The sequence below is a fragment of the Peribacillus kribbensis DSM 17871 genome (assembly GCF_000430765.1).
GTDB classification, from domain to species: domain Bacteria; phylum Bacillota; class Bacilli; order Bacillales; family DSM-1321; genus Paraperibacillus; species Paraperibacillus kribbensis.
The window spans coordinates 49,812-68,813 of record NZ_AUMQ01000030.1; the positions used below are offsets into that span (position 1 = coordinate 49,812).

At 43.5% G+C, this 19,002-nt stretch carries 19 protein-coding genes; 14 read left to right on the forward strand and 5 right to left on the reverse strand.

Going from position 1 to position 19,002, the window contains the following annotated elements; genetic code table 11:
* Nucleotides 1–219: 219 nt before the first annotated feature.
* Together H539_RS0104695 and H539_RS0104700 are read left to right on the forward strand one after the other, a co-directional pair.
* The gene (locus H539_RS0104695; RefSeq protein ID WP_155889942.1) at nucleotides 220–1,764 is read left to right on the forward strand and encodes a bifunctional GNAT family N-acetyltransferase/carbon-nitrogen hydrolase family protein; all 1,545 of its coding nucleotides are present in this window, start codon (nucleotides 220–222) and stop codon (nucleotides 1,762–1,764) included.
* Nucleotides 1,765–1,905: 141 nt separating this feature from the next.
* Entirely contained in the window at nucleotides 1,906–3,642 is a 1,737-nt protein-coding gene (locus tag H539_RS0104700) for a phospho-sugar mutase (protein ID WP_026692578.1), read from the forward strand.
* Between the two features lie 130 nt (nucleotides 3,643–3,772).
* Here H539_RS0104700 and H539_RS0104710 read toward each other — a convergent pair whose 3' ends face one another.
* The gene (locus H539_RS0104710) at nucleotides 3,773–4,012 is read right to left on the reverse strand and encodes a YhdB family protein (RefSeq protein WP_026692579.1); all 240 of its coding nucleotides are present in this window, start codon (nucleotides 4,010–4,012) and stop codon (nucleotides 3,773–3,775) included.
* Nucleotides 4,013–5,470: 1,458 nt separating this feature from the next.
* Between H539_RS0104710 and H539_RS0104725 the strand changes: the two genes are divergently transcribed.
* The 8 genes from H539_RS0104725 to H539_RS0104770 all read left to right on the forward strand — a co-directional run bounded on the left by H539_RS0104725 (nucleotide 5,471) and on the right by H539_RS0104770 (nucleotide 13,437).
* Nucleotides 5,471–6,886, forward strand: coding sequence for a SpoVR family protein (locus H539_RS0104725; protein WP_026692580.1), 1,416 nt, complete (start codon nucleotides 5,471–5,473; stop codon nucleotides 6,884–6,886).
* 187 nt (nucleotides 6,887–7,073) lie between these two features.
* The gene (locus tag H539_RS0104730) at nucleotides 7,074–7,418 is read left to right on the forward strand and encodes an ArsR/SmtB family transcription factor (RefSeq protein ID WP_026692581.1); all 345 of its coding nucleotides are present in this window, start codon (nucleotides 7,074–7,076) and stop codon (nucleotides 7,416–7,418) included.
* A 17-nt stretch (nucleotides 7,419–7,435) separates the two neighbouring features.
* Nucleotides 7,436–8,734: an arsenic transporter gene (locus H539_RS0104735; protein ID WP_026692582.1), complete on the forward strand. Its 1,299-nt coding sequence runs from the start codon at nucleotides 7,436–7,438 to the stop codon at nucleotides 8,732–8,734.
* A 30-nt stretch (nucleotides 8,735–8,764) separates the two neighbouring features.
* On the forward strand, nucleotides 8,765–9,184 hold the full coding sequence (arsC, locus tag H539_RS0104740) for an arsenate reductase (thioredoxin) (RefSeq protein WP_026692583.1): 420 nt from the start codon (nucleotides 8,765–8,767) through the stop codon (nucleotides 9,182–9,184).
* Between the two features lie 174 nt (nucleotides 9,185–9,358).
* The gene (locus tag H539_RS31335) at nucleotides 9,359–9,523 is read left to right on the forward strand and encodes a hypothetical protein (RefSeq protein WP_155889943.1); all 165 of its coding nucleotides are present in this window, start codon (nucleotides 9,359–9,361) and stop codon (nucleotides 9,521–9,523) included.
* A 136-nt stretch (nucleotides 9,524–9,659) separates the two neighbouring features.
* On the forward strand, nucleotides 9,660–10,025 hold the full coding sequence (locus H539_RS0104755) for an ArsR/SmtB family transcription factor (RefSeq protein WP_026692584.1): 366 nt from the start codon (nucleotides 9,660–9,662) through the stop codon (nucleotides 10,023–10,025).
* Complete coding sequence (locus H539_RS27735) at nucleotides 10,018–12,141, forward strand: heavy metal translocating P-type ATPase (protein ID WP_081415782.1); 2,124 nt, start codon at nucleotides 10,018–10,020, stop codon at nucleotides 12,139–12,141. Before H539_RS0104755 ends, H539_RS27735 begins: the two co-directional genes overlap by 8 nt.
* A gap of 381 nt (nucleotides 12,142–12,522) precedes the next feature.
* Nucleotides 12,523–13,437: a cation diffusion facilitator family transporter gene (locus tag H539_RS0104770; RefSeq protein ID WP_026692586.1), complete on the forward strand. Its 915-nt coding sequence runs from the start codon at nucleotides 12,523–12,525 to the stop codon at nucleotides 13,435–13,437.
* Between the two features lie 63 nt (nucleotides 13,438–13,500).
* Here the strand turns inward: H539_RS0104770 and H539_RS0104775 are convergent, their stop codons facing one another.
* Complete coding sequence (locus H539_RS0104775) at nucleotides 13,501–13,821, reverse strand: ArsR/SmtB family transcription factor (RefSeq protein ID WP_026692587.1); 321 nt, start codon at nucleotides 13,819–13,821, stop codon at nucleotides 13,501–13,503.
* Nucleotides 13,822–14,038: 217 nt separating this feature from the next.
* Between H539_RS0104775 and H539_RS0104780 the strand changes: the two genes are divergently transcribed.
* From H539_RS0104780 to H539_RS0104790, 3 genes are all read left to right on the forward strand, one after another.
* Entirely contained in the window at nucleotides 14,039–14,719 is a 681-nt protein-coding gene (locus H539_RS0104780; protein WP_026692588.1) for a DsbA family protein, read from the forward strand.
* A 1-nt stretch (nucleotide 14,720) separates the two neighbouring features.
* Complete coding sequence (locus H539_RS0104785; RefSeq protein ID WP_026692589.1) at nucleotides 14,721–15,134, forward strand: disulfide oxidoreductase; 414 nt, start codon at nucleotides 14,721–14,723, stop codon at nucleotides 15,132–15,134.
* A gap of 119 nt (nucleotides 15,135–15,253) precedes the next feature.
* Nucleotides 15,254–15,586, forward strand: a complete 333-nt coding sequence (locus H539_RS0104790; protein WP_026692590.1) for a YmaF family protein — start codon at nucleotides 15,254–15,256, stop codon at nucleotides 15,584–15,586.
* 133 nt (nucleotides 15,587–15,719) lie between these two features.
* On the opposite strand, the gene H539_RS0104795 is transcribed toward H539_RS0104790, so the two are convergent.
* Entirely contained in the window at nucleotides 15,720–16,085 is a 366-nt protein-coding gene (locus tag H539_RS0104795; RefSeq protein ID WP_026692591.1) for a CrcB family protein, read from the reverse strand.
* A complete protein-coding gene (locus H539_RS0104800) occupies nucleotides 16,082–16,453 on the reverse strand; it encodes a fluoride efflux transporter FluC (protein WP_026692592.1) in 372 nt (123 codons plus the stop codon). Before H539_RS0104800 ends, H539_RS0104795 begins: the two co-directional genes overlap by 4 nt.
* Nucleotides 16,454–16,724: 271 nt before the next feature.
* Here H539_RS0104800 and H539_RS0104805 point away from each other — a divergent pair, with 271 nt between their 5' ends.
* Nucleotides 16,725–18,188, forward strand: coding sequence for a SulP family inorganic anion transporter (locus H539_RS0104805; protein WP_026692593.1), 1,464 nt, complete (start codon nucleotides 16,725–16,727; stop codon nucleotides 18,186–18,188).
* Nucleotides 18,189–18,476: 288 nt separating this feature from the next.
* Here H539_RS0104805 and H539_RS0104810 read toward each other — a convergent pair whose 3' ends face one another.
* Complete coding sequence (locus H539_RS0104810) at nucleotides 18,477–18,803, reverse strand: YnfA family protein (RefSeq protein WP_026692594.1); 327 nt, start codon at nucleotides 18,801–18,803, stop codon at nucleotides 18,477–18,479.
* Between the last annotated feature and the right edge of the window lie 199 nt (nucleotides 18,804–19,002).

Sequence of the window (19,002 nt, forward strand, 5' to 3'; positions counted from 1 at the left end):
GCAGGGCGTCTTTTTTTTTGTCATTGTAAGATCAGGCCGAAAGAGGATGGAAGGTCATATTCTATGTATGAATGATAGTACGAAACTGAGTCAATAAAAAACGCTTTAAAGGAAAGTCTAATTATAGTATGGATGCCATCTTTTTGCATAGTTTTAATCATCCCTGCAGGGGGTATTTAATGTATTTATGAAGAACTTTAAAGATTTAAGGGGAGAAAAATAATGAATGAGCTTGATTTGCATAAATTTGAAAAAAAGCTGATTATACGAAATATAAAGTTAGAGGATATAGATGAAATCCTGGAAATGCAGCAGCTGTGTTTTCCTGGAATGACTCCATGGAAGCGGGAGCACCTGGAAAGTCACCTGGATTTATTTCAGGAAGGGCAGTTCTGTGCGGAATTCGAGGGCAAAATTATTGGATCCTGCTCCAGCCTGGTTATTAACTTTGATGAATATGATGACCGCCATACATGGGATGATATCACCGACAACGGATATATTACCAACCATAACCCAGACGGATATAATCTGTATGGCATCGAAGTCATGGTCCATCCGGATTTCCGCAGGATGAAGATCGGCCACCGGCTGTACGAAGCGAGAAAAGAACTTGCAAGACAGTTGAATCTGAAGAGCATCATCATCGGAGGAAGAATTCCTAATTACCACAAATTTGCTGCTGAATATACCCCGCGGGAATATGTTCAGGAAGTCATCCTTCATAAAATTTATGATCCTGTGCTGTCCTTCCAGCTCCTCAATGAATTCAGACTGATGAGGATCAATCCCAATTACCTGCCTGACGACAAGCAATCCGGGAAATATGCGACATTGATGGAATGGAACAATATTGACTATCACCCGAAAACAAACAGATTCTTCAAGACATCGCAGCCTGTCAGGATCTGTGTGGTGCAGTACATGATGCGCCAGATTGAATCCTTTGATGATTTTGCGAACCAGGTAGAATATTTTACGGATGTAGCTTCAGATGCGGGTGCCGATTTTGCTGTTTTTCCAGAAATATTTACCACCCAGCTTATGTCCTTCCTCAGCGAAAAAACGCCGAGCATGGCGGTAAGGAAAATCACGGAGTATACAGAGCAGTATATTGAATTGTTCACAGATCTCGCAGTAAGGTATAACGTTAATATTATCGGCGGCTCCCATTTTGTCATGGAGGACGATGATAATATCTATAATATCGGCTATCTCTTCAGAAGAGACGGAACCATTGAGAAACAATATAAAATTCATATTACACCGAACGAAAGAAAGTGGTGGGGAATCAGCCCTGGAGACGAAGTCAAGGTATTTGACACCGACTGCGGAAAGATTGCCATCCAAATCTGCTACGATATCGAGTTTCCGGAGCTTGCCCGCATCGCTACAGACATGGGGGCGAAGATTATCTTCACGCCATTCAACACGGAGGACCGGCAGGGATATCTGCGCGTGCGATACTGCGCCCAGGCCAGGGCAGTGGAAAATCAGATTTATACCGTCATTTCCGGGACGGTCGGAAATCTGCCGCAAACAGAAAATATGGATATTCAATATGCCCAATCGGGAATCTTTGCTCCTTCAGACTTTGAATTTGCAAGAGATGGCATTGTCGGGGAGACCAATCCGAATATTGAAATGGTGATGATTGGGGATGTTGATCTTGAGATCCTCCGCCGCCAGCGCCAGTCTGGAACAGTCAATCAGTTGAAAGACCGCCGCCATGATGTGTATAAAGTTCAGTATAAAAAGAAATGACCGGCTGGGAAGGGTGGATTCCACCATTCTTCCTGGCATTCTAATTTCTTTCCTTTTTTAAGGGGTTTCTGCTTTATCAAATGAGCACTTATATAGGATAATAGACAATATGAAAACGATTTATACTGGGAGATGATTTGGATGGATTACAAAACAACAGCTTCGCAATGGGAGACCTTTTCTGGACTGGACGAGGAAATAAAAGGTGAGCTTGCAATCCTAAAGGAAAACGAGAAAAGCTTGGAGGATGCCTTCTATAAGAACCTGGAATTCGGCACAGGAGGCATGAGAGGGGAAATCGGAGCCGGGACAAACCGAATGAATATCTATACGGTCCGCAAAGCCACTGAAGGACTTTCCCGTTATATCGCTTCTTTTGGGGACGAAGCGAAAAAAAGGGGAGTTGTCATTGCGTATGATTCCAGACGCAAGTCTCCCGAATTTGCCATGGAGGCAGCCAAAACCCTGGCTACCAACGAAATTCAGGTATATTTATTTGACAGCCTCAGACCGACACCTGAACTTTCTTTTGCAGTCAGGGAATTGAATGCCTATGCAGGCATCGTGGTGACGGCCAGCCACAATCCTCCGGAATATAACGGATACAAAGTATACGGGCCGGATGGAGCCCAGCTGCCGCCGCTTCAAGCTGATGAAGTCATCCGCCATGTAAACAGCATTGAAAATGAATTGACCATTTCGGTGAAAGAAGAGTCAGGGCTTAAGGAAGCAGGGCTGATTAAAATCGTGGGCAGCGAGCTGGACGAAGCTTATAATCAGAAACTGATGACCATCTCTCAGAATCCAGAGCTCGCAAAAAAATCAGATATCAAAATTGTATTTACACCGCTTCACGGAACTGCGAACCTGCCAGTACGGAGAGGACTTGAATCTATGGGCTTTAAGAATGTCTACATTGTGGACGAGCAGGCAGAGCCGGATTCAAACTTTTCCACAGTGGCCTCTCCTAATCCTGAAGAGCATGCAGCATTTGAACTGGCGATCAAAAAAGGCAAAGACGTGGATGCGGATATCCTCATTGCGACAGATCCGGATGCTGACCGCCTTGGGGTTGCAGTAAAGGATGAGAGCGGGGAATACAAGGTTTTGACAGGAAATCAGACCGGCGCCATCCTTCTGGAATACCTGCTTTCCCAAAAGCAGGAAAAAGGCACTCTCCCTGCCAATGGCATTGTTTTGAAAACCATCGTGACCTCAGATCTCGGCAAGGCTATTGCTGAAGCCTATGGAATGGCCTCCGAGGATGTCCTGACCGGCTTCAAATTCATCGCTGAAAAAATCAAAGGCTATGAGGAAACAAAAGATCACAGCTTCCTTTTTGGATATGAGGAAAGCTATGGCTATTTAATCAGTGATTTTGCGAGAGACAAAGACGCTGTCCAGGCCGTCCTGTTTGCCGCGGAAGTGGCCGCGTTTTATAAAGAGCAGGGAATGACGATGTACCAAGCCCTCCTGCAGATATTTGAAAAGTATGGAACATTCCTTGAGGGACTTCGTTCACTGACATTGAAAGGAAAAGACGGGGCACAGCAGATCCAGGAGATTTTATCCTCTTTCCGCCAGAGCCCGCCAGAGGAACTGATCGGCCTCAAGGTAACGGCTATGGAGGATTATAAGCAGAGCCTGCGTTATGATCTTGAGAACAAGACAGAAGATGAAATCCACCTTCCGAAGTCCAATGTACTGAAATACTTCCTGGAAGACGGATCATGGATCTGCCTAAGACCTTCGGGCACTGAACCAAAGATCAAATTCTACTTTGGTGTGAAAGACTCATCCAGGGCAGCAGCAGAAGAAAAGATAAAAGAGCTCGAAAGCGCATTTATCGGCCTTCCTGCAATCTCCCGCTATCTATAAAATGAAACTCAGCTGGCTCCGGTCCAGCTGAGTTTTTTTAAATTGGCTTTCCTTCGCAAACGAGGCATAAGGGAGTGCCAACTCATTTATATGAAGCAGCTTAAGCTCGGATGCCGAAGAAGCATGAAGATCACCCGTATAAAGCAATGGAGCCGGTTAACTGCGCTGAAGCATGATCAATATATCTCAGCAGCCCGTAAAGGTGCTTTTCAATAATGGAATAATCCTTCTCAAAATGGTAGGAGTGAAGGAACATCTCAATTTTCTTGGATAAAAATTGATCCTTGGTCCTCACCATCAAAATAAGGAGATTATCCCACTCAGATCGGTGAGTATAATACAAAGCACGATCATAATCCACTTTACCCATGTTGGTTCCTCCTTTAAAGGAGTTGTTACTAGTGTATGCGGTTGTTTGCAATGCTTTCACAGAAAATGTTGACATCCCGGCAAAAGGGCATTGCTTATTTTTGGCTGAGTAGAATGGCTGCTGGCAGGGAATTTTAATGACTGGATGGCCGGGAGATACCAATATGTGTGCATGTATGTGTGCATGGGGCGGCATTTGGAATTAGGTATGAAGACGGTATTTGAAATGGTTCGGCAGGAGAAGCTGTCCGAAAGGCCCTCGCATACGGACAGCTTTTAGGGTTCAAAGTTGTCCAAATGAGGCCATATGCGGTAGCCACCCCGTCTTATGCTAGTCGGAAGGCTGCTTTACAAAGAGTCGTGTTTTTAAAAAAGCTATACATCATCCTGCTTTACATTTGTTTTATTCGAAAAGCACCGTTCTCCGCTTTTAGGGTTATCCAGCTCCGAACTGAGACCCTCGAGCATAAGCCAATCAGTCCATGGGAAGGAGGGCGCTTCCCACGGCCCGCTCATCTTATGCTTTTCAGGTCTCTGCTTTTCAATAATTGTTATTAAAATGAAAATAATCTAATGTACATCCTGCTGCGTACTTGTCCGCTTTTGAAAAGCACCGTTCTCCGCTTTTAGGGTTATCCAGCTGCGAACTGCCTCCCTCCCGTCATAAGCCAGGCTGTCTATGGGAAGGAAAAGCACTTCCCATAGCCACCCCGTCTTATGCTAGTCGGAAGGCTGCTTTTCAAAGAGTCGTGTTTTTAAAAAAGCTATACATCATCCTGCTTTACATTTGTTTTATTCGAAAAGCACCGTTCTCCGCTTTTAGGTATCCAGCTCCAAGCTGACACCTTCGGTCATAAGCCAATCGCCACTTAAAGGCAAAAAGCGCCTTTTAGTGCCGCTTGTCTTATGCCTGTCAGGTGTCTGCCTTCCTCTTAGGTTAATTTCCTAATGGTTTTCAGCAGCATTATTCTTCTGACTAGTAACATTAGGAAGGCACCGCTTTCCGCTTTTAGTGGTATTATCCAGCTGCGAACTGCCTCCCTCCCGTCATAAGCCAGGCTGTCTATGGGAAGGAAAAGCACTTCCCATAGCCACCCCGTCTTATGCTAGTCGGAAGGCTGCTTTTCAAAGAGTCGTGTTTTTAAAAAAGCTATACATCATCCTGCTTTACATTTGTTTTATTCGAAAAGCACCGTTCTCCGCTTTTAGGTATCCAGCTCCAAGCTGACACCTTCGGTCATAAGCCAATCGCCACTTAAAGGCAAAAAGCGCCTTTTAGTGCCGCTTGTCTTATGCCTGTCAGGTGTCTGCCTTCCTCTTAGGTTAATTTCCTAATGGTTTTCAGCAGCATTATTCTTCTGACTAGTAACATTAGGAAGGCACCGCTTTCCGCTTTTAGTGGTATTATCTCTATCTTTTCACATACATTGTGGTAAGGAGAGAAGAGGGGGAGAGGCTGTTGAAAGAGGTTGATCAAAGGGCCCTTGAGTATGCGATTGATGAGATAACGGAGGTTGCTACAGGTTTTGGGCTGGATTTTTATCCGATGCGCTATGAGATCTGTCCTTCTGAGATTATTTATACATTTGGTGCTTATGGAATGCCTACTCGTTTTTCCCATTGGAGTTTCGGCAAGCAGTTTCATAAGATGAAGCTGCATTATGATTTAGGATTAAGCAAGATTTACGAGCTTGTGATCAATTCGGATCCCTGCTATGCGTTTTTGCTGGATTCGAATTCGCTGATCCAGAATAAGCTGATTGTGGCTCATGTGCTTGCTCACTGTGATTTTTTCAAGAATAATATCCGGTTCCAGAATACGAAGCGGGATATGGTAGAGAGTATGGCTGCGACGGCTGACCGGGTCAGGCAGTATGAGGTAGAGCATGGGAAGGACGAGGTGGAATCTTTTCTTGATGCAGTTCTTGCCGTGGAGGAGCATATTGATCCTTCCCTCATGAGGCCCAAGCTTTCATGGACCCTGAAGGATGCTGTAGAAGAAGAGGATGATGATGCCCGCCCAGCAACTCCTTATGATGATTTATGGTCTATAGATGAGAGGGGCAAGAATAATCAAGATAAGAAAAAAATAAAAAAATTCCCACCGCAGCCTGAGAAAGATGTTCTTCTTTTCATAGAACAGTACGGCCGCGAACTGACGGATTGGCAGCGTGATATTCTTACGATGATGCGGGAAGAAATGCTGTATTTCTGGCCTCAGCTCGAAACTAAAATCATGAACGAAGGATGGGCTTCTTACTGGCATCAGAGGATTTTAAGGGAGCTTGACCTTACCAGCTCCGAATCAATTGAATTTGCCAAGCTGAACGCCGGAGTCGTACAGCCCTCTAAAACCAGTATTAATCCCTATTATCTGGGGCTTAAGATATTTGAAGACATTGAAGAGCGGTATGATAAGCCGACCAAGCAAATGAAGGAAAGAGGCGTTAAAGAGGGATCTGGCCGGGAAAAAATGTTCGAAGTGAGGGAGATTGAATCAGATATTTCCTTCCTAAGAAATTACCTGACCAAAGATCTCGTCATGCGCGAGGATATGTATCTCTTCCAAAAACAGGGCAAGGAATACAAAGTGGTTGACAAGGAATGGGAGCATGTCAGGGACCAGCTTGTAGGCATGCGCGTGAATGGCGGTTTTCCTTATATAACCGTCAATGACGGGGATTATTTAAAAAATGGGGAGCTGTATTTGAAGCATTGGTATGAGGATATTGAACTGGATGTTAAATACCTAGAAAAAGTGCTGCCGTACCTGCATCAGCTTTGGGGAAGGACGGTCCACATGGAGAGTGTTTTTGAGGGAAGGAATATCGTGTTCAGTTATGAGGGCAAGGGTGTTCATCGGAAGTATATTTAAACGTATGAATCCAGCGGCAATAAGGAACATTTCCTTATTGCCGCTGTTTTATTTGCAGGGGAGAGCGCTGCCCGTGTCTTGCAGTGACTCCTTTACTTTCCAAATTTCAATAAATAAGCATATACTTATATAATGATAACGGAATAACTCCAGGAAAATATGATCTGCTTATATGGAGGTGAACTATATGCAAACAGCTTCTGCTGATATTGAAACGGCCGCGAACCTATTAAAGCTGTTGGGCGATAAAACCCGTCTAGGCATCATGAAAGTCGTTTCCGAACAGGAATGCTGTGTTTGTGAATTTGTGGAGCTCTTTCAGATGACCCAGCCTGCCGTCAGCCAGCATCTAAGAAAATTAAAGGATGCAGGGTTAGTAAGGGAAACGAGAAGAGGGCAATGGATTTTCTATTCCTTGAATTCTGACCATCCACAGTTTGGGTTTGTTCGTTCCATCATTGAACGGATTCCGAATCAGACATACAAATTAGATGAATTAGCAGCACAAGCAAAACGGATCTGCTGTGACTAAATAGGAGGATACATATAGTGGTTTCTGTAATTTTAGCGTGTGTGATCTTCCTGATCACTTTGACGCTTGTCATTTGGCAGCCAAAGGGGCTGGGGATCGGATGGACTGCCTGCGGCGGGGCTATACTTGCTCTTGTGGCTGGAGTCGTTGACTTCCATGATGTTGTCAGCGTAACTCATATCGTTTGGAATGCAACACTTACGTTTATAGCCATTATTATTATTTCATTAGTTTTGGACGAGATCGGCTTCTTTGAGTGGGCCGCTCTTCATATGGCAAGGGCAGCCAAAGGGAATGGCATTAAGATGTTTATCTACGTCAGCATCTTAGGAGGACTTGTGTCAGCGTTTTTTGCGAACGACGGTGCAGCTCTGATTTTAACTCCTATTGTTTTAGCCATGGTTCGAAACTTAAAGCTGGAAGATACATTTATTTTTCCGTTTATCATGGCCAGCGGATTTATTGCTGATACAACATCATTACCGCTTGTAGTAAGTAACCTGGTCAACATTGTATCTGCGGATTTCTTTGGAGTTGGGTTTGCAGAATATGCTTCACGGATGATCGTTCCTAATCTATTCTCATTAATCGCAAGTATTCTTGTACTTTACCTGTACTTCCGAAAAAGCATACCGAGGCATTACGATACAGTTGAATTGAAAGATCCTCTTGATGCCATAAAAGATAGAGGGATGTTCCGATTGTCCTGGCTCGTCCTGGCCCTTCTCCTGGCTGGATACTTCATCAGTGAATGGGTGGACGTTCCCGTTTCCTTTATAGCCGGTATTATAGCGGTCTTTTTCTTACTGATGGCCAAACAAAGCAAAGCTGTCAATACCAGAACCGTTGTAAAAGGGGCGCCATGGGCCATCGTATTCTTTTCTATAGGGATGTATGTAGTCGTCTATGGACTGCGTAATGTAGGATTAACGAATATTTTAGCAGATGTTATTCATGGAGCTGCCAGCCAGGGATTATTTATAGGCACCATTTCAATGGGATTTATTGCTGCTATCCTTTCGTCCATCATGAATAATCTGCCTACTGTTATGATCGATGCATTGGCCATTGCACATACACATACATCTGGGATTGTTAAAGAAGGACTTATCTATGCCAACGTAATTGGTTCCGATTTAGGACCTAAAATCACACCGATCGGCTCGCTGGCCACCTTGCTTTGGCTGCATGTTTTATCTCAAAAAGGAGTTAAAATCTCATGGGGAAGGTATTTTAAAACCGGCATTATATTAACTATTCCCACTCTATTTATTACTTTGGCCGGATTATATATCTGGTTATTGATTCTTCATTAATCAATCTTACTTTAAAGGAGCAATTCACTTATGGCACAAAAAACCATTTACTTCTTATGTACGGGAAATTCCTGCCGCAGTCAAATGGCGGAAGGATGGGCAAAAAAATATCTTGGGGAGGAGTGGCGGGTCCTTAGTGCTGGTATTGAAGCACATGGATTAAACCCAAACGCTGTCAAGGCAATGAATGAAGCCGGAATCGACATCTCAGGACAGACATCAGATATTATTGATTTAGAAATCTTGAATCATGCAGACTTTGTTGTTACGCTGTGCGGAGATGCCGCTGATAAGTGCCCAATGACTCCTCCTCATGTAAAGCGGGATCACTGGGGCTTTGATGATCCGGCTAAAGCTCAGGGCTCCGAAGAAGAAAAATGGGCTTTCTTCCAACGTGTACGCGATGAAATTGGGGACCGCATTAAAACCTTTTCTGAAACCGGTAAATAATCATCCCCATAGGGTAGGAACTAATAAGACATAATCCATTAAATGGAGAGGAAGATGAAATTGAATATTACAGATCAGGCTCGCGACATATTGCAGCAGATGTTCGAAAAACACAATGCCAGGAATATTCGTGTATATTTTGCAGGCTATGGCTGAGGACAGCCAAGAGTTGGGTTGGCTCTGGATGAGCCAGATCAGGATGATATTAAGGAAACAATCAATGGAATACTTGTGGCAATCGACCCAAGGATTCAGCTTAACACAGAAACACTGATTCTTGATTTAGCTGGAGACAACTCAGGACTTGTACTGCTGGGGAATACAGGGAATTGCTGTTAACATCAAAAAGAGCCTAGAGCGGGCTCTTTTTTTCTTTATTTATTTCTGATTATTCAAACAATCATTTGACCGTTTTATTATCGTTTCATATACTAATAGTCAAACGATTATTTGAATAAAACCGAGGTGAAATCTAATGGAGAATGATGTATGTGAGGTGAACTGTTACCATGAGGATACAGTCAGCCGGGTTCAAGCAAAGTTAAAAGAGCAGAATACAAAAGAAGTGACTTCTATCTTTAAAGCTCTTGCTGACGAAACAAGACTAAAGATTGCTTATGCATTAACCCTGGAAGACGAACTGTGTGTCTGTGATGTGGCAAATATTGTAGGAGCTTCTACAGCAACAGCTTCCCACCATCTGAGACTTCTTCATAACCTCGGTCTAGCCAAATATCAGAAAAGGGGCAAATTGGTTTATTATTCACTGGATGATGATCATGTAATCCAGTTAGTCCAGCTTGCCTTTACTCACTCTATGGAGGTGAAAAGCCGTGTCTGAAGCGAGTAAAAAGGTATACCGCCTTTCTGGTATTTCTTGAGCAGGCTGTGCCAATAAGTTCGAGAAGAACTTGCAGCACCTGGATGGTGTTGAGGATGCAAAGGTTAATTTCGGTGCGTTAAAGCTTACTGTTTATGGAGATACAACCATTCAAGAAATCGAGAAAGTCGGGGCTTTTGAAAATATAAAAGTGGTCCCTGAAAAGGAAGTGATCCCACAGGAAAAGATTCCTTTTTTAAAGAAACATGGAAATGTGGTCATATCCTTATTCTTTGTCTTAATGGGATACCTGTCATACTATACGTATGGAGAAGACAGCGCGCAGGCCATTTTAATGTTTGCCTTGGCAATCCTGATCGGCGGATATTCTCTGTTTCGTGCAGGTGTAAAAAATCTTATTCACCTGGATTTTGATATGAAGACGCTGATGAGCATCGCAATCATTGGAGCGGCTCTTATAGGAGAATGGAGCGAGGGGGCAGTGGTAGTCATTCTCTTTGCCATAAGCGAGGTCCTTGAATCATTCTCCATGGAGAAAGCTCGTCAGTCCATCCGTTCACTCATGAATATTGCTCCTAAAGAAGCCCTTGTCCGCCGGAACGGAACAGAAGTTTTGATTGAAGTGGATGATATCGCTGTGGGAGATATCATGGTCGTTAAGCCGGGGCAAAAGATTGCATTGGATGGGATGGTTATAAGCGGAATATCCTCCGTAAATCAGGCAGCCATCACAGGTGAGTCAGTGCCGGTAGAAAAAAACATAAACGATGAGGTATTTGCAGGCACCCTTAATGAAGAAGGATTATTGGAAGTAAAGGTAACTAAAAAGGTTGAGGATACGACAATCTCAAAAATCATTCATCTAGTAGAAGAAGCCCAGGGTGAAAGAGCCCCTTCACAAGCTTTTATTGAAAAATTCGCCATGTATTATACTCCTGTAATCATGTTTACAGCTTTACTTGTTGCCATCATTCCGCCACTTTTGTTTGATGGATCATGGAACACGTGGGTCTATCAGGGCTTGTCTGTTCTTGTGGTGGGATGTCCATGTGCCCTGGTCATTTCCACGCCTGTTTCCATTGTCACAGCAATCGGAAATGCAGCGAAAAAAGGTGTACTGATTAAAGGCGGTATTTATCTTGAAGAGATGGGATCATTAAAGGCCATCGCCTTTGATAAAACAGGAACCTTAACAAGAGGTATTCCCGTTGTCACAGAGTTTATGATGGCGGATTCCAGCATAGATAGAGACGAGTTATTCGCCAGGATTGCGGCTTTAGAGCATCGTTCTCAGCATCCGCTCGCCGCCTCAGTAATGAGAAAAGCCGAAGAAGAAAACCTTTCCTATGCAGACATATCAGTGGAAGAATTCACCTCGGTTACCGGCAGAGGAATTAAAGGGCGTATAGATGGTGAGCTGCTTTATATCGGCAGTCCCAATTATTTCTTAGAAGACTTAGGAATCAGTATGTCTCCTTCCATTCAAGGCTATATTGAAGAATTACAGTCTAAGGGGAATACAGTGATGGTCAGCGGGAATTCTTCAGAAGTATTGGCTCTTATCGCTGTGGCAGATGAAGTCAGAGAAAGCAGCCGATCAGCCATCTCAAAGCTCCATTCACTAGGAATTAAAAAGACCATTATGCTGACTGGCGATAACCGCAGCACCGCTGAAGCAATCGGCGGCAAAGTGGGGGTTTCCGATATCAAAGCAGAACTAATGCCGCAGGATAAACTTGAGTTAATCAAAGTTTTACGGAAGGAGTACGGCCGTGCTGCCATGGTAGGGGACGGTGTCAATGATGCCCCGGCACTCGCTGCTTCAACAGTGGGTATTGCCATGGGAGGCGCCGGGACGGACACGGCCTTAGAGACCGCAGATGTTGCCCTTATGGGAGATGACTTAAGCAAGCTTCCATTTACCATAAAACTCAGCAGAAAAGCTCTTAGGATCATCAAGCAAAACATTACTTTTTCTATTGGCATCAAGCTATTGGCTCTTCTCCTGGTCATACCAGGGTGGTTAACGTTGTGGATTGCCATATTCGCGGATATGGGTGCAACACTCATAGTGACCCTGAATGGTCTGCGGCTGCTCCGATTAAAAGATAAATAAAATGAAAGGGGTTTTCCAGAAGGAATGCCCCCTTTGCTTTCGCAGCTCATCTTGTTTATTTTTGTCAGACTTCAGCCCAAAGAAATTTCCCTGAAAAAGCGGATGAAATCGCTAAACTGCGTACTATCCCTCACAACCATGGCGCCCTTAATTTTCGTCCCAATACCCCCATGTGGCTTAGCTTTCCATAACATGGTCCGTGCTGCACCCAAAGCCTGAAATTCTGCAAATTGTGCCCAAAATCTGCTCGAGATCTTCATTAAGTCTATGAATTTAGGGAATGGATAATACATGTCAAAAAAAATAGAAAAACGATGGTTTTTTTATCTTGCTTCAAATACAATGTATATATGATCATATATTCATATAGGAGGGGAGAAAATGGGACATTCACATGGACACAGCCACGGTCATAGTCATGCACCAGTAAATTATGGCCGCGCATTTGGATTTGGCATCATTTTAAATACGCTGTTCATTATTGTCGAAGCCATATATGGGGTGATCGGAGATTCACTGGCCCTGCTGGCGGATGCAGGACATAATCTAAGTGATGTACTTGGGCTGGTCATTGCCTGGATTGCGGTATGGCTGGGGAAAAAGGCACCCACTAAGAATAGGACATACGGCTTAAAGAAAAGCTCTATTCTGGCTGCGCTCTTTAATGCTATATTTTTGCTGGTTGCCATTGGAGCCATTGCATGGGAAGCGGTCCAGCGGTTTTTTGTCCCTTCGCCGACAGGAGGGAAGACCCTCATTATTGTGGCCCTTATAGGTATTTTGATTAACGGGGTGACAGCAGTTCTTTTTATGTCTGGAAGGAAGCATGATTTGAATATCCGCGGGGCTTTCCTGCATATGGCAGCAGATACTCTGGTATCTCTTGGGGTAGTTGTCGCGGGAATCGTTATGGTTTATACCGGATGGGAATGGCTGGATCCAACTGTCAGCCTGCTCATCGCCCTGGTTATTCTGATCGGCACATGGGGATTGCTGCGTGACTCCATTAATTTATCCCTTGATGCAGTTCCTGAGGGAATTGATATGGATAAATTACAAAGATATTTTGAAGGCCTTCCGGCTGTCGTTAATGCACATGACCTCCATGTCTGGCCGATGAGCACTACGGAAGCTGCTCTTACTGTGCACTTAATCAGGACAGAGATTGAGGACAATGACAGTCTCATCCAGAAAGTCACCAAAGAACTTCATGATCAATTTGGTATCGAACATCCAACCATTCAGATTGAAAAAGGAACATTCGATTGTTTCATGTCTGCAGAGGATAAAATCTGAGCAGGTACACAGGCCAAAGGATTCATAAAAAGGATGGGGGCTTAAAACTCCCATCCAACTATTTCAATTATGCCTGGCATGCTCAATGGTCTGTTTAAGTACGCCGATGACATGGTCATCATCATGGGAATAAAACAAGTGAGTTCCTTCTCTTCTGGATTTGACGAGCCGGAGATTTTTAAGAAAGCGGAGCTGGTGGGAAACGGTGCTTTGAAGCAGTTCCAGACTTTCTGCAATCTGGTTCACAGAATGCTCTCCTTGAAACAGCAGAAGCAGGATGCGGATGCGGGTCGGATCGGAAAGAGCCTTGAAGGTTTGAGATACCAGCAATAAGGTTTCCTCATCGATATCCTGGTTTATTTTTTTTTGATCGTTCTCTCTCATCTAGTGCCCTTCTCTCTTTGTTCTTCTACATATTATAATCCAGGGATTTAGTAATCTCAATTCTTCAAAAGGCTTTTACCGAATGAATACTCAGTTTACTATGAAACTATCAGACTTGATTCCAGAGCCAAATGCCTCTACAATTTGTAGAGAGCAGGCTCTATAGGAGATTGCTGAAATAGCAGATTCTAACATTGAATACTAATGAGGTGGAAGAATGGCCAAAAAGAAAAACGAACCAAAGCAATCCAGAGCCTTTTTTTATTGGGTGGCGGGTTTAATTGTAGTGGGAATTATTTTGATTGTGATATTAAGCAATCTGCCTAAAAAAGAGGCGGTATTTGATTATAAGGATCAGCCTTATCTGGGTAAAAAGGATGCACCTGTCAATATTGTAGAGTTTGGAGATTATAAGTGTCCTGTATGCAAGAATTTCACAGTGAATGTTTTTCCGGGCATTGATAAGGATTTAATCCAGACAGGAAAAGCAAAACTATATTTCATGAATGATCCGATTATCTATACGGATTCTGATCGTTCAGCTGAATTTGGTGAAACGGTTTATCATGAATTAGGAAATGATGCTTTCTGGAAATTCCATGACAAACTGTACAATAAACAGCCGGAAGATCCTAAATATGAACGAATGGATCTTTATAAAACAGAATTTCTTACAGAAACATTGAAAGAAGCAGTCTCTGACAAGGAAGCAGGTAAGGTAGAAGCAGCCTTTAACAAAAGGAAATACAAGGAAGCTTTAGACAAGGATAAATCATATGTGGAGGATCTAAAAGTAACCGGCACTCCCACATTCTTTGTCAATGGGAAGCAGTTCAAAGGAGACACCTACCAGGATTTGGTGGATATGGTGAACAAGGCGGCAAAGGAGAGTAAATAGGATGAATCGATCTCTGACATTAGCCTGGCTGGCAGCCGTTATTGCCATGCTGGGCAGCCTTTTTTTCAGCGAAGTCATGAAGTATATCCCATGCACCCTTTGCTGGTACCAGAGAATACTGATGTATCCGCTGGTATTCATCCTTGGGATGGCCGTCTATCAGAGAGATACGAACGTATATAGATATGTACTCCCGCTTTCCTCGCTTGGGATGATTGTCTCTGTCTATCATTATACTGTCCAAAAGATTCCGTTCATGAAGGAATTCCAGGTCTGTTCAAGCGGAGTTCCCTGTTCCGGACAGTATATCAATTGGCTTGGTTTTATGACCATTCCTTTTCTTGCTCTTCTTGCTTTTACTATAATAACAATCTGTATGATCATTATAAGAAGAAAAACATCGAAGCTGCCTTAAGGCGGCTTTTTTCTATTGGAAGTTTTCATGAACTGCAATTGCTCGGCATATTTAATTCTTAAGTCCTTAAATAGGTGAAGGATAGGACTTATATTTTGGTTTGAGGAGTGTGTGGAAAGATGGCAGGTAAAGATGATTTTGTTCAGGGCTTTGTTCCGAACCATACACATGGGTCTGTAGACTATACCGGACTTGCGGACGGACATGTGCATCAGTGTCTGGATGTCACTCATCCACCCGTCCAGACTCCGGATGGCAGCCACATCCACTATACTGAGGGCTATGTGGTTTTTGAGGATGGCCACACCCATCATTACCAAGCCTATTCAGGCCCTGCCATTCCGGTTGGGAATGGCATGCATGTCCATTACTATGATTTTTATACAACATTGAATGACGGCCACAGGCATCGGGTAAAGGGGGTTGACCAGCCGGCACCTGGCAGCAAATAAAACCAGTCTGATCCCAGTCTCAACTCATGGTTCTTAAAATAAACATAGAAAAAGCCTGCTTACTCCCTGCTGCAGAACAGCAGGATCAGCAGGCTTTTTGAACGTTTAAGACTTTCTTTCCGTTCAGATAAGCTTATCTGATCAGGTCTCCTGCAAGGTACCCAAGATAGGCGAGGAGAATCCCGCCTCCATAAGTTATGGAGGTATAAAGAATGAATTCTTTTTTGAACTTCTTTAAATGCAGTCCAATCATTTCTAACTTTAATGTCGAAAAGGTGGTGAAAGCTCCCATGAATCCTGTACCAAAAAGGAGGGCGGCATACCTGGGAGCGTGAATTCCTGTAATGAATCCGAGCAGGAGTGCCCCCAGCAGGTTTACAAGAAGCGTTCCAAGCGGGAGTGCAGTTCCCCTTGCATTGAGTGATTTGCTGAGAGAATACCTTGCAATTGCACCGAAAAATCCCCCGGCTGCGACCATCAAAATCCCCGCGACTGTCATGACGGTGCCCCCTCTACTGTTTTATGTCCAAGCCGGCTTGCCAAAACCCCGAGAAAGATACTGGCAGCAATATATACAAGAGCAAGGAGCCAATGTCCGTTCCTGAATAAATTTACTGTTTCAACACTTAAAGTAGAAAAGGTAGTAAACGAGCCGACAAAGCCAGTGCCAATCGCTGTTTTTAATTCCTGGGAAATTGAGAGTCTCTTGAATAATCCTGTTGTCAGATAGGCAAGCAGAAAACTTCCAAGGAGATTGATGATGAGAGTGGAAAAAGGAAAAAGAGAATGGCGGAAGAAAAAAACACCAGCCATGTATCGCAGAAGAGCCCCGGCTATACCTCCAATCCCTACTAGAAAATAAACCACAAATAACACCTCTGGATAACTAAAATTTGGTTCTATCTATTATATACCTTATTGTTTGGTTAGAAAAAACAGACATGACGGCGGTCTTTTAAATAAATAGGCGGAAAGACACGAATGGAGAAGAAATAGAAAGAATTAAAAGGATGTTTCCGTTTACATAGGAGTTTCCCAAATTATTTAAATTGAGGTATACTTGTCTCTGTTTGAAACGGCCCCGGCTTTCATGAGAGTTGAAAGTTAAAAAAAGAATATTAAGGAAGAGGTGCCTTGTTTGAAGGTAAATACAATTAAATATTCTTGGTTTGGAAATATAAAGGGTGATATTCTGTCAGGTATTGTCGTAGCCCTCGCCTTGATTCCTGAAAGCATTGCGTTTTCCGTTATCGCCGGAGTCGACCCGATGATCGGCCTCTATGCGTCATTTTGCATTGCAGTGACCATTGCGTTTACCGGCGGAAGGCCAGGTATGATTTCTGCGGCAACGGGGGCAACAGCGCTGCTTATGACTTCATTGGTCAAAGAACATGGTCTGCCTTATCTGGTTGCGGCTACGATTTTGACAGGAGTGATCCAAATCATTCTGGGAGCATTGAAGGCCGGCAGATTGATGAAGTTTGTTCCGAGATCAGTCATGACTGGATTTGTTAATGCTCTTGCCATTCTGATTTTTATGGCCCAGCTTCCTCAATTCACAGGTGCAACCTGGGTGATGTATGCCATGGTAGCAGGCGCGCTTGCCATTATTTATATTCTGCCGCGCTTTACCAAAGCATTTCCTTCTCCGTTAGCAGCCATTATTGGGATAACAGCAATCTCAATCTTTTCAGGCAGCGATGTCCGTACTATTGGCGACATAGGGGAATTAACATCTAGACTCCCTGTCCTTTCAATTCCGGATGTACCATTTAATTTGGAGACATTGAAGATTATTTTTCCATACTCCTTATCCATTGCAGCCGTAGGATTGGTTGAGACATTTTTAACTGCCTCCATTATCGATGATATGACGGACACAGGAAGTAATAAAAACGTTGAAGCCCGCGGTCAGGGGATTGCCAATATCGTTTCAGGCTTCTTCGGTGCGATGGCAGGATGTGCAATGATTGGGCAATCCGTGATCAATGTGAAATCAGGAGGCCGAGGAAGGCTGTCAACTCTTGTGGCGGGTGCGTTCCTTTTAACACTCATTGTTGTCTTGAAGGATCTTTTGGTTCAAATTCCTATGGCGGCTCTTGTCGGGGTTATGTTCATGGTATCCATCGGGACCTTTGATTGGTCGGTCTTCAAAACTTTTAAGAAAATCCCTGTCACAGATACCATCGTAATGATAGTGACGGTTCTAACTGTCGTCAAAACGAATAACTTATCCATTGGTGTAATGATTGGCATTATCCTTAGTGCGATTTTCTTTGCTGCGAAAATATCCAAGGTGAAGGTGGTAAGCCATCTGGATGAAAAAGCGCAGAGAAGGATATATCAAGTACAGGGCCAGCTTTTCTTTGCTTCTGTGACTGACTTTATGAACAGTTTTGATTATAAAGAAGACATTAAGGACATTGAGATTGATCTAACCCGTGCCCACATTTGGGATGATTCAGCGGTTGGTGCAATAGATCGGGTGGTCATGAAGTACCATCAAAACGGGACCACCGTGCATCTTATTGGATTGGATTCCGAGAGCCAAAGGCTCGTGGAAAAACTTGCTGTCCATAAAGGCAGCCTTGCTGAACGCTAAAAAGGTACAAACAGACAGCAGGAACACTAAGATGATACCAGGTTTTCCTGCTGTCTGTTTTTTCTTTTTAGAAGAATAATATTTTGTAATTTCTTTTACAGAACGGAAATTAGGTTATAGCTATGTGTCAAATGAAAAAGAACTGAAAAAGGCTAATGACAATAGGCTTCTGGGAGATGGGGCTTAAGGAATACAAATAATCGTTTAGGAAAAAGAGGGCCTGTCAATTTCAGGTCCTTTTTTACATCCAACGACTCATAAGATTCCTTGAATGCAGGATACAATTGATCAATGCCGGGGAGCCCACAGAATGAGGGATGCTCCTATTACACATATAACAGCTCCCAGAAGGTCATAGAAATCGGGTTTTGCCTTATCAACCAGCCAGCCCCACAGAATCGAAAGCACAATGAAAATTCCTCCATAGGCAGCATACACTCTTCCAAATGAAGGGAAGGCCTGAAATACAGGAATGACGCCATATATGCAAAGCGTGATAAAACCTGCTGCCCCCAGCCAGAAAGGTTTGCCGTCACGAAGCCAGATCCACACAAGATAGCCGCCTCCTATCTCCGCAAGACCAGCAAGAACAAACAATAATAGCGAGATAAACACTTTTATTTCCTCCTCGGCGTTTAATATGTGTATTTAAGTAATCAGCAGGAATGGGTAAAAAGAGCTGCAATAAATAAATCGCTTTCATTCCATGTAGATGGAAAAGTAAACATATTGCGACATATTTTAACCATATTGAAATATTTTTGTAACTTTGCTGGATAAATTCTCTGCTATAATGAGCCTGTTGTCAAAAAAA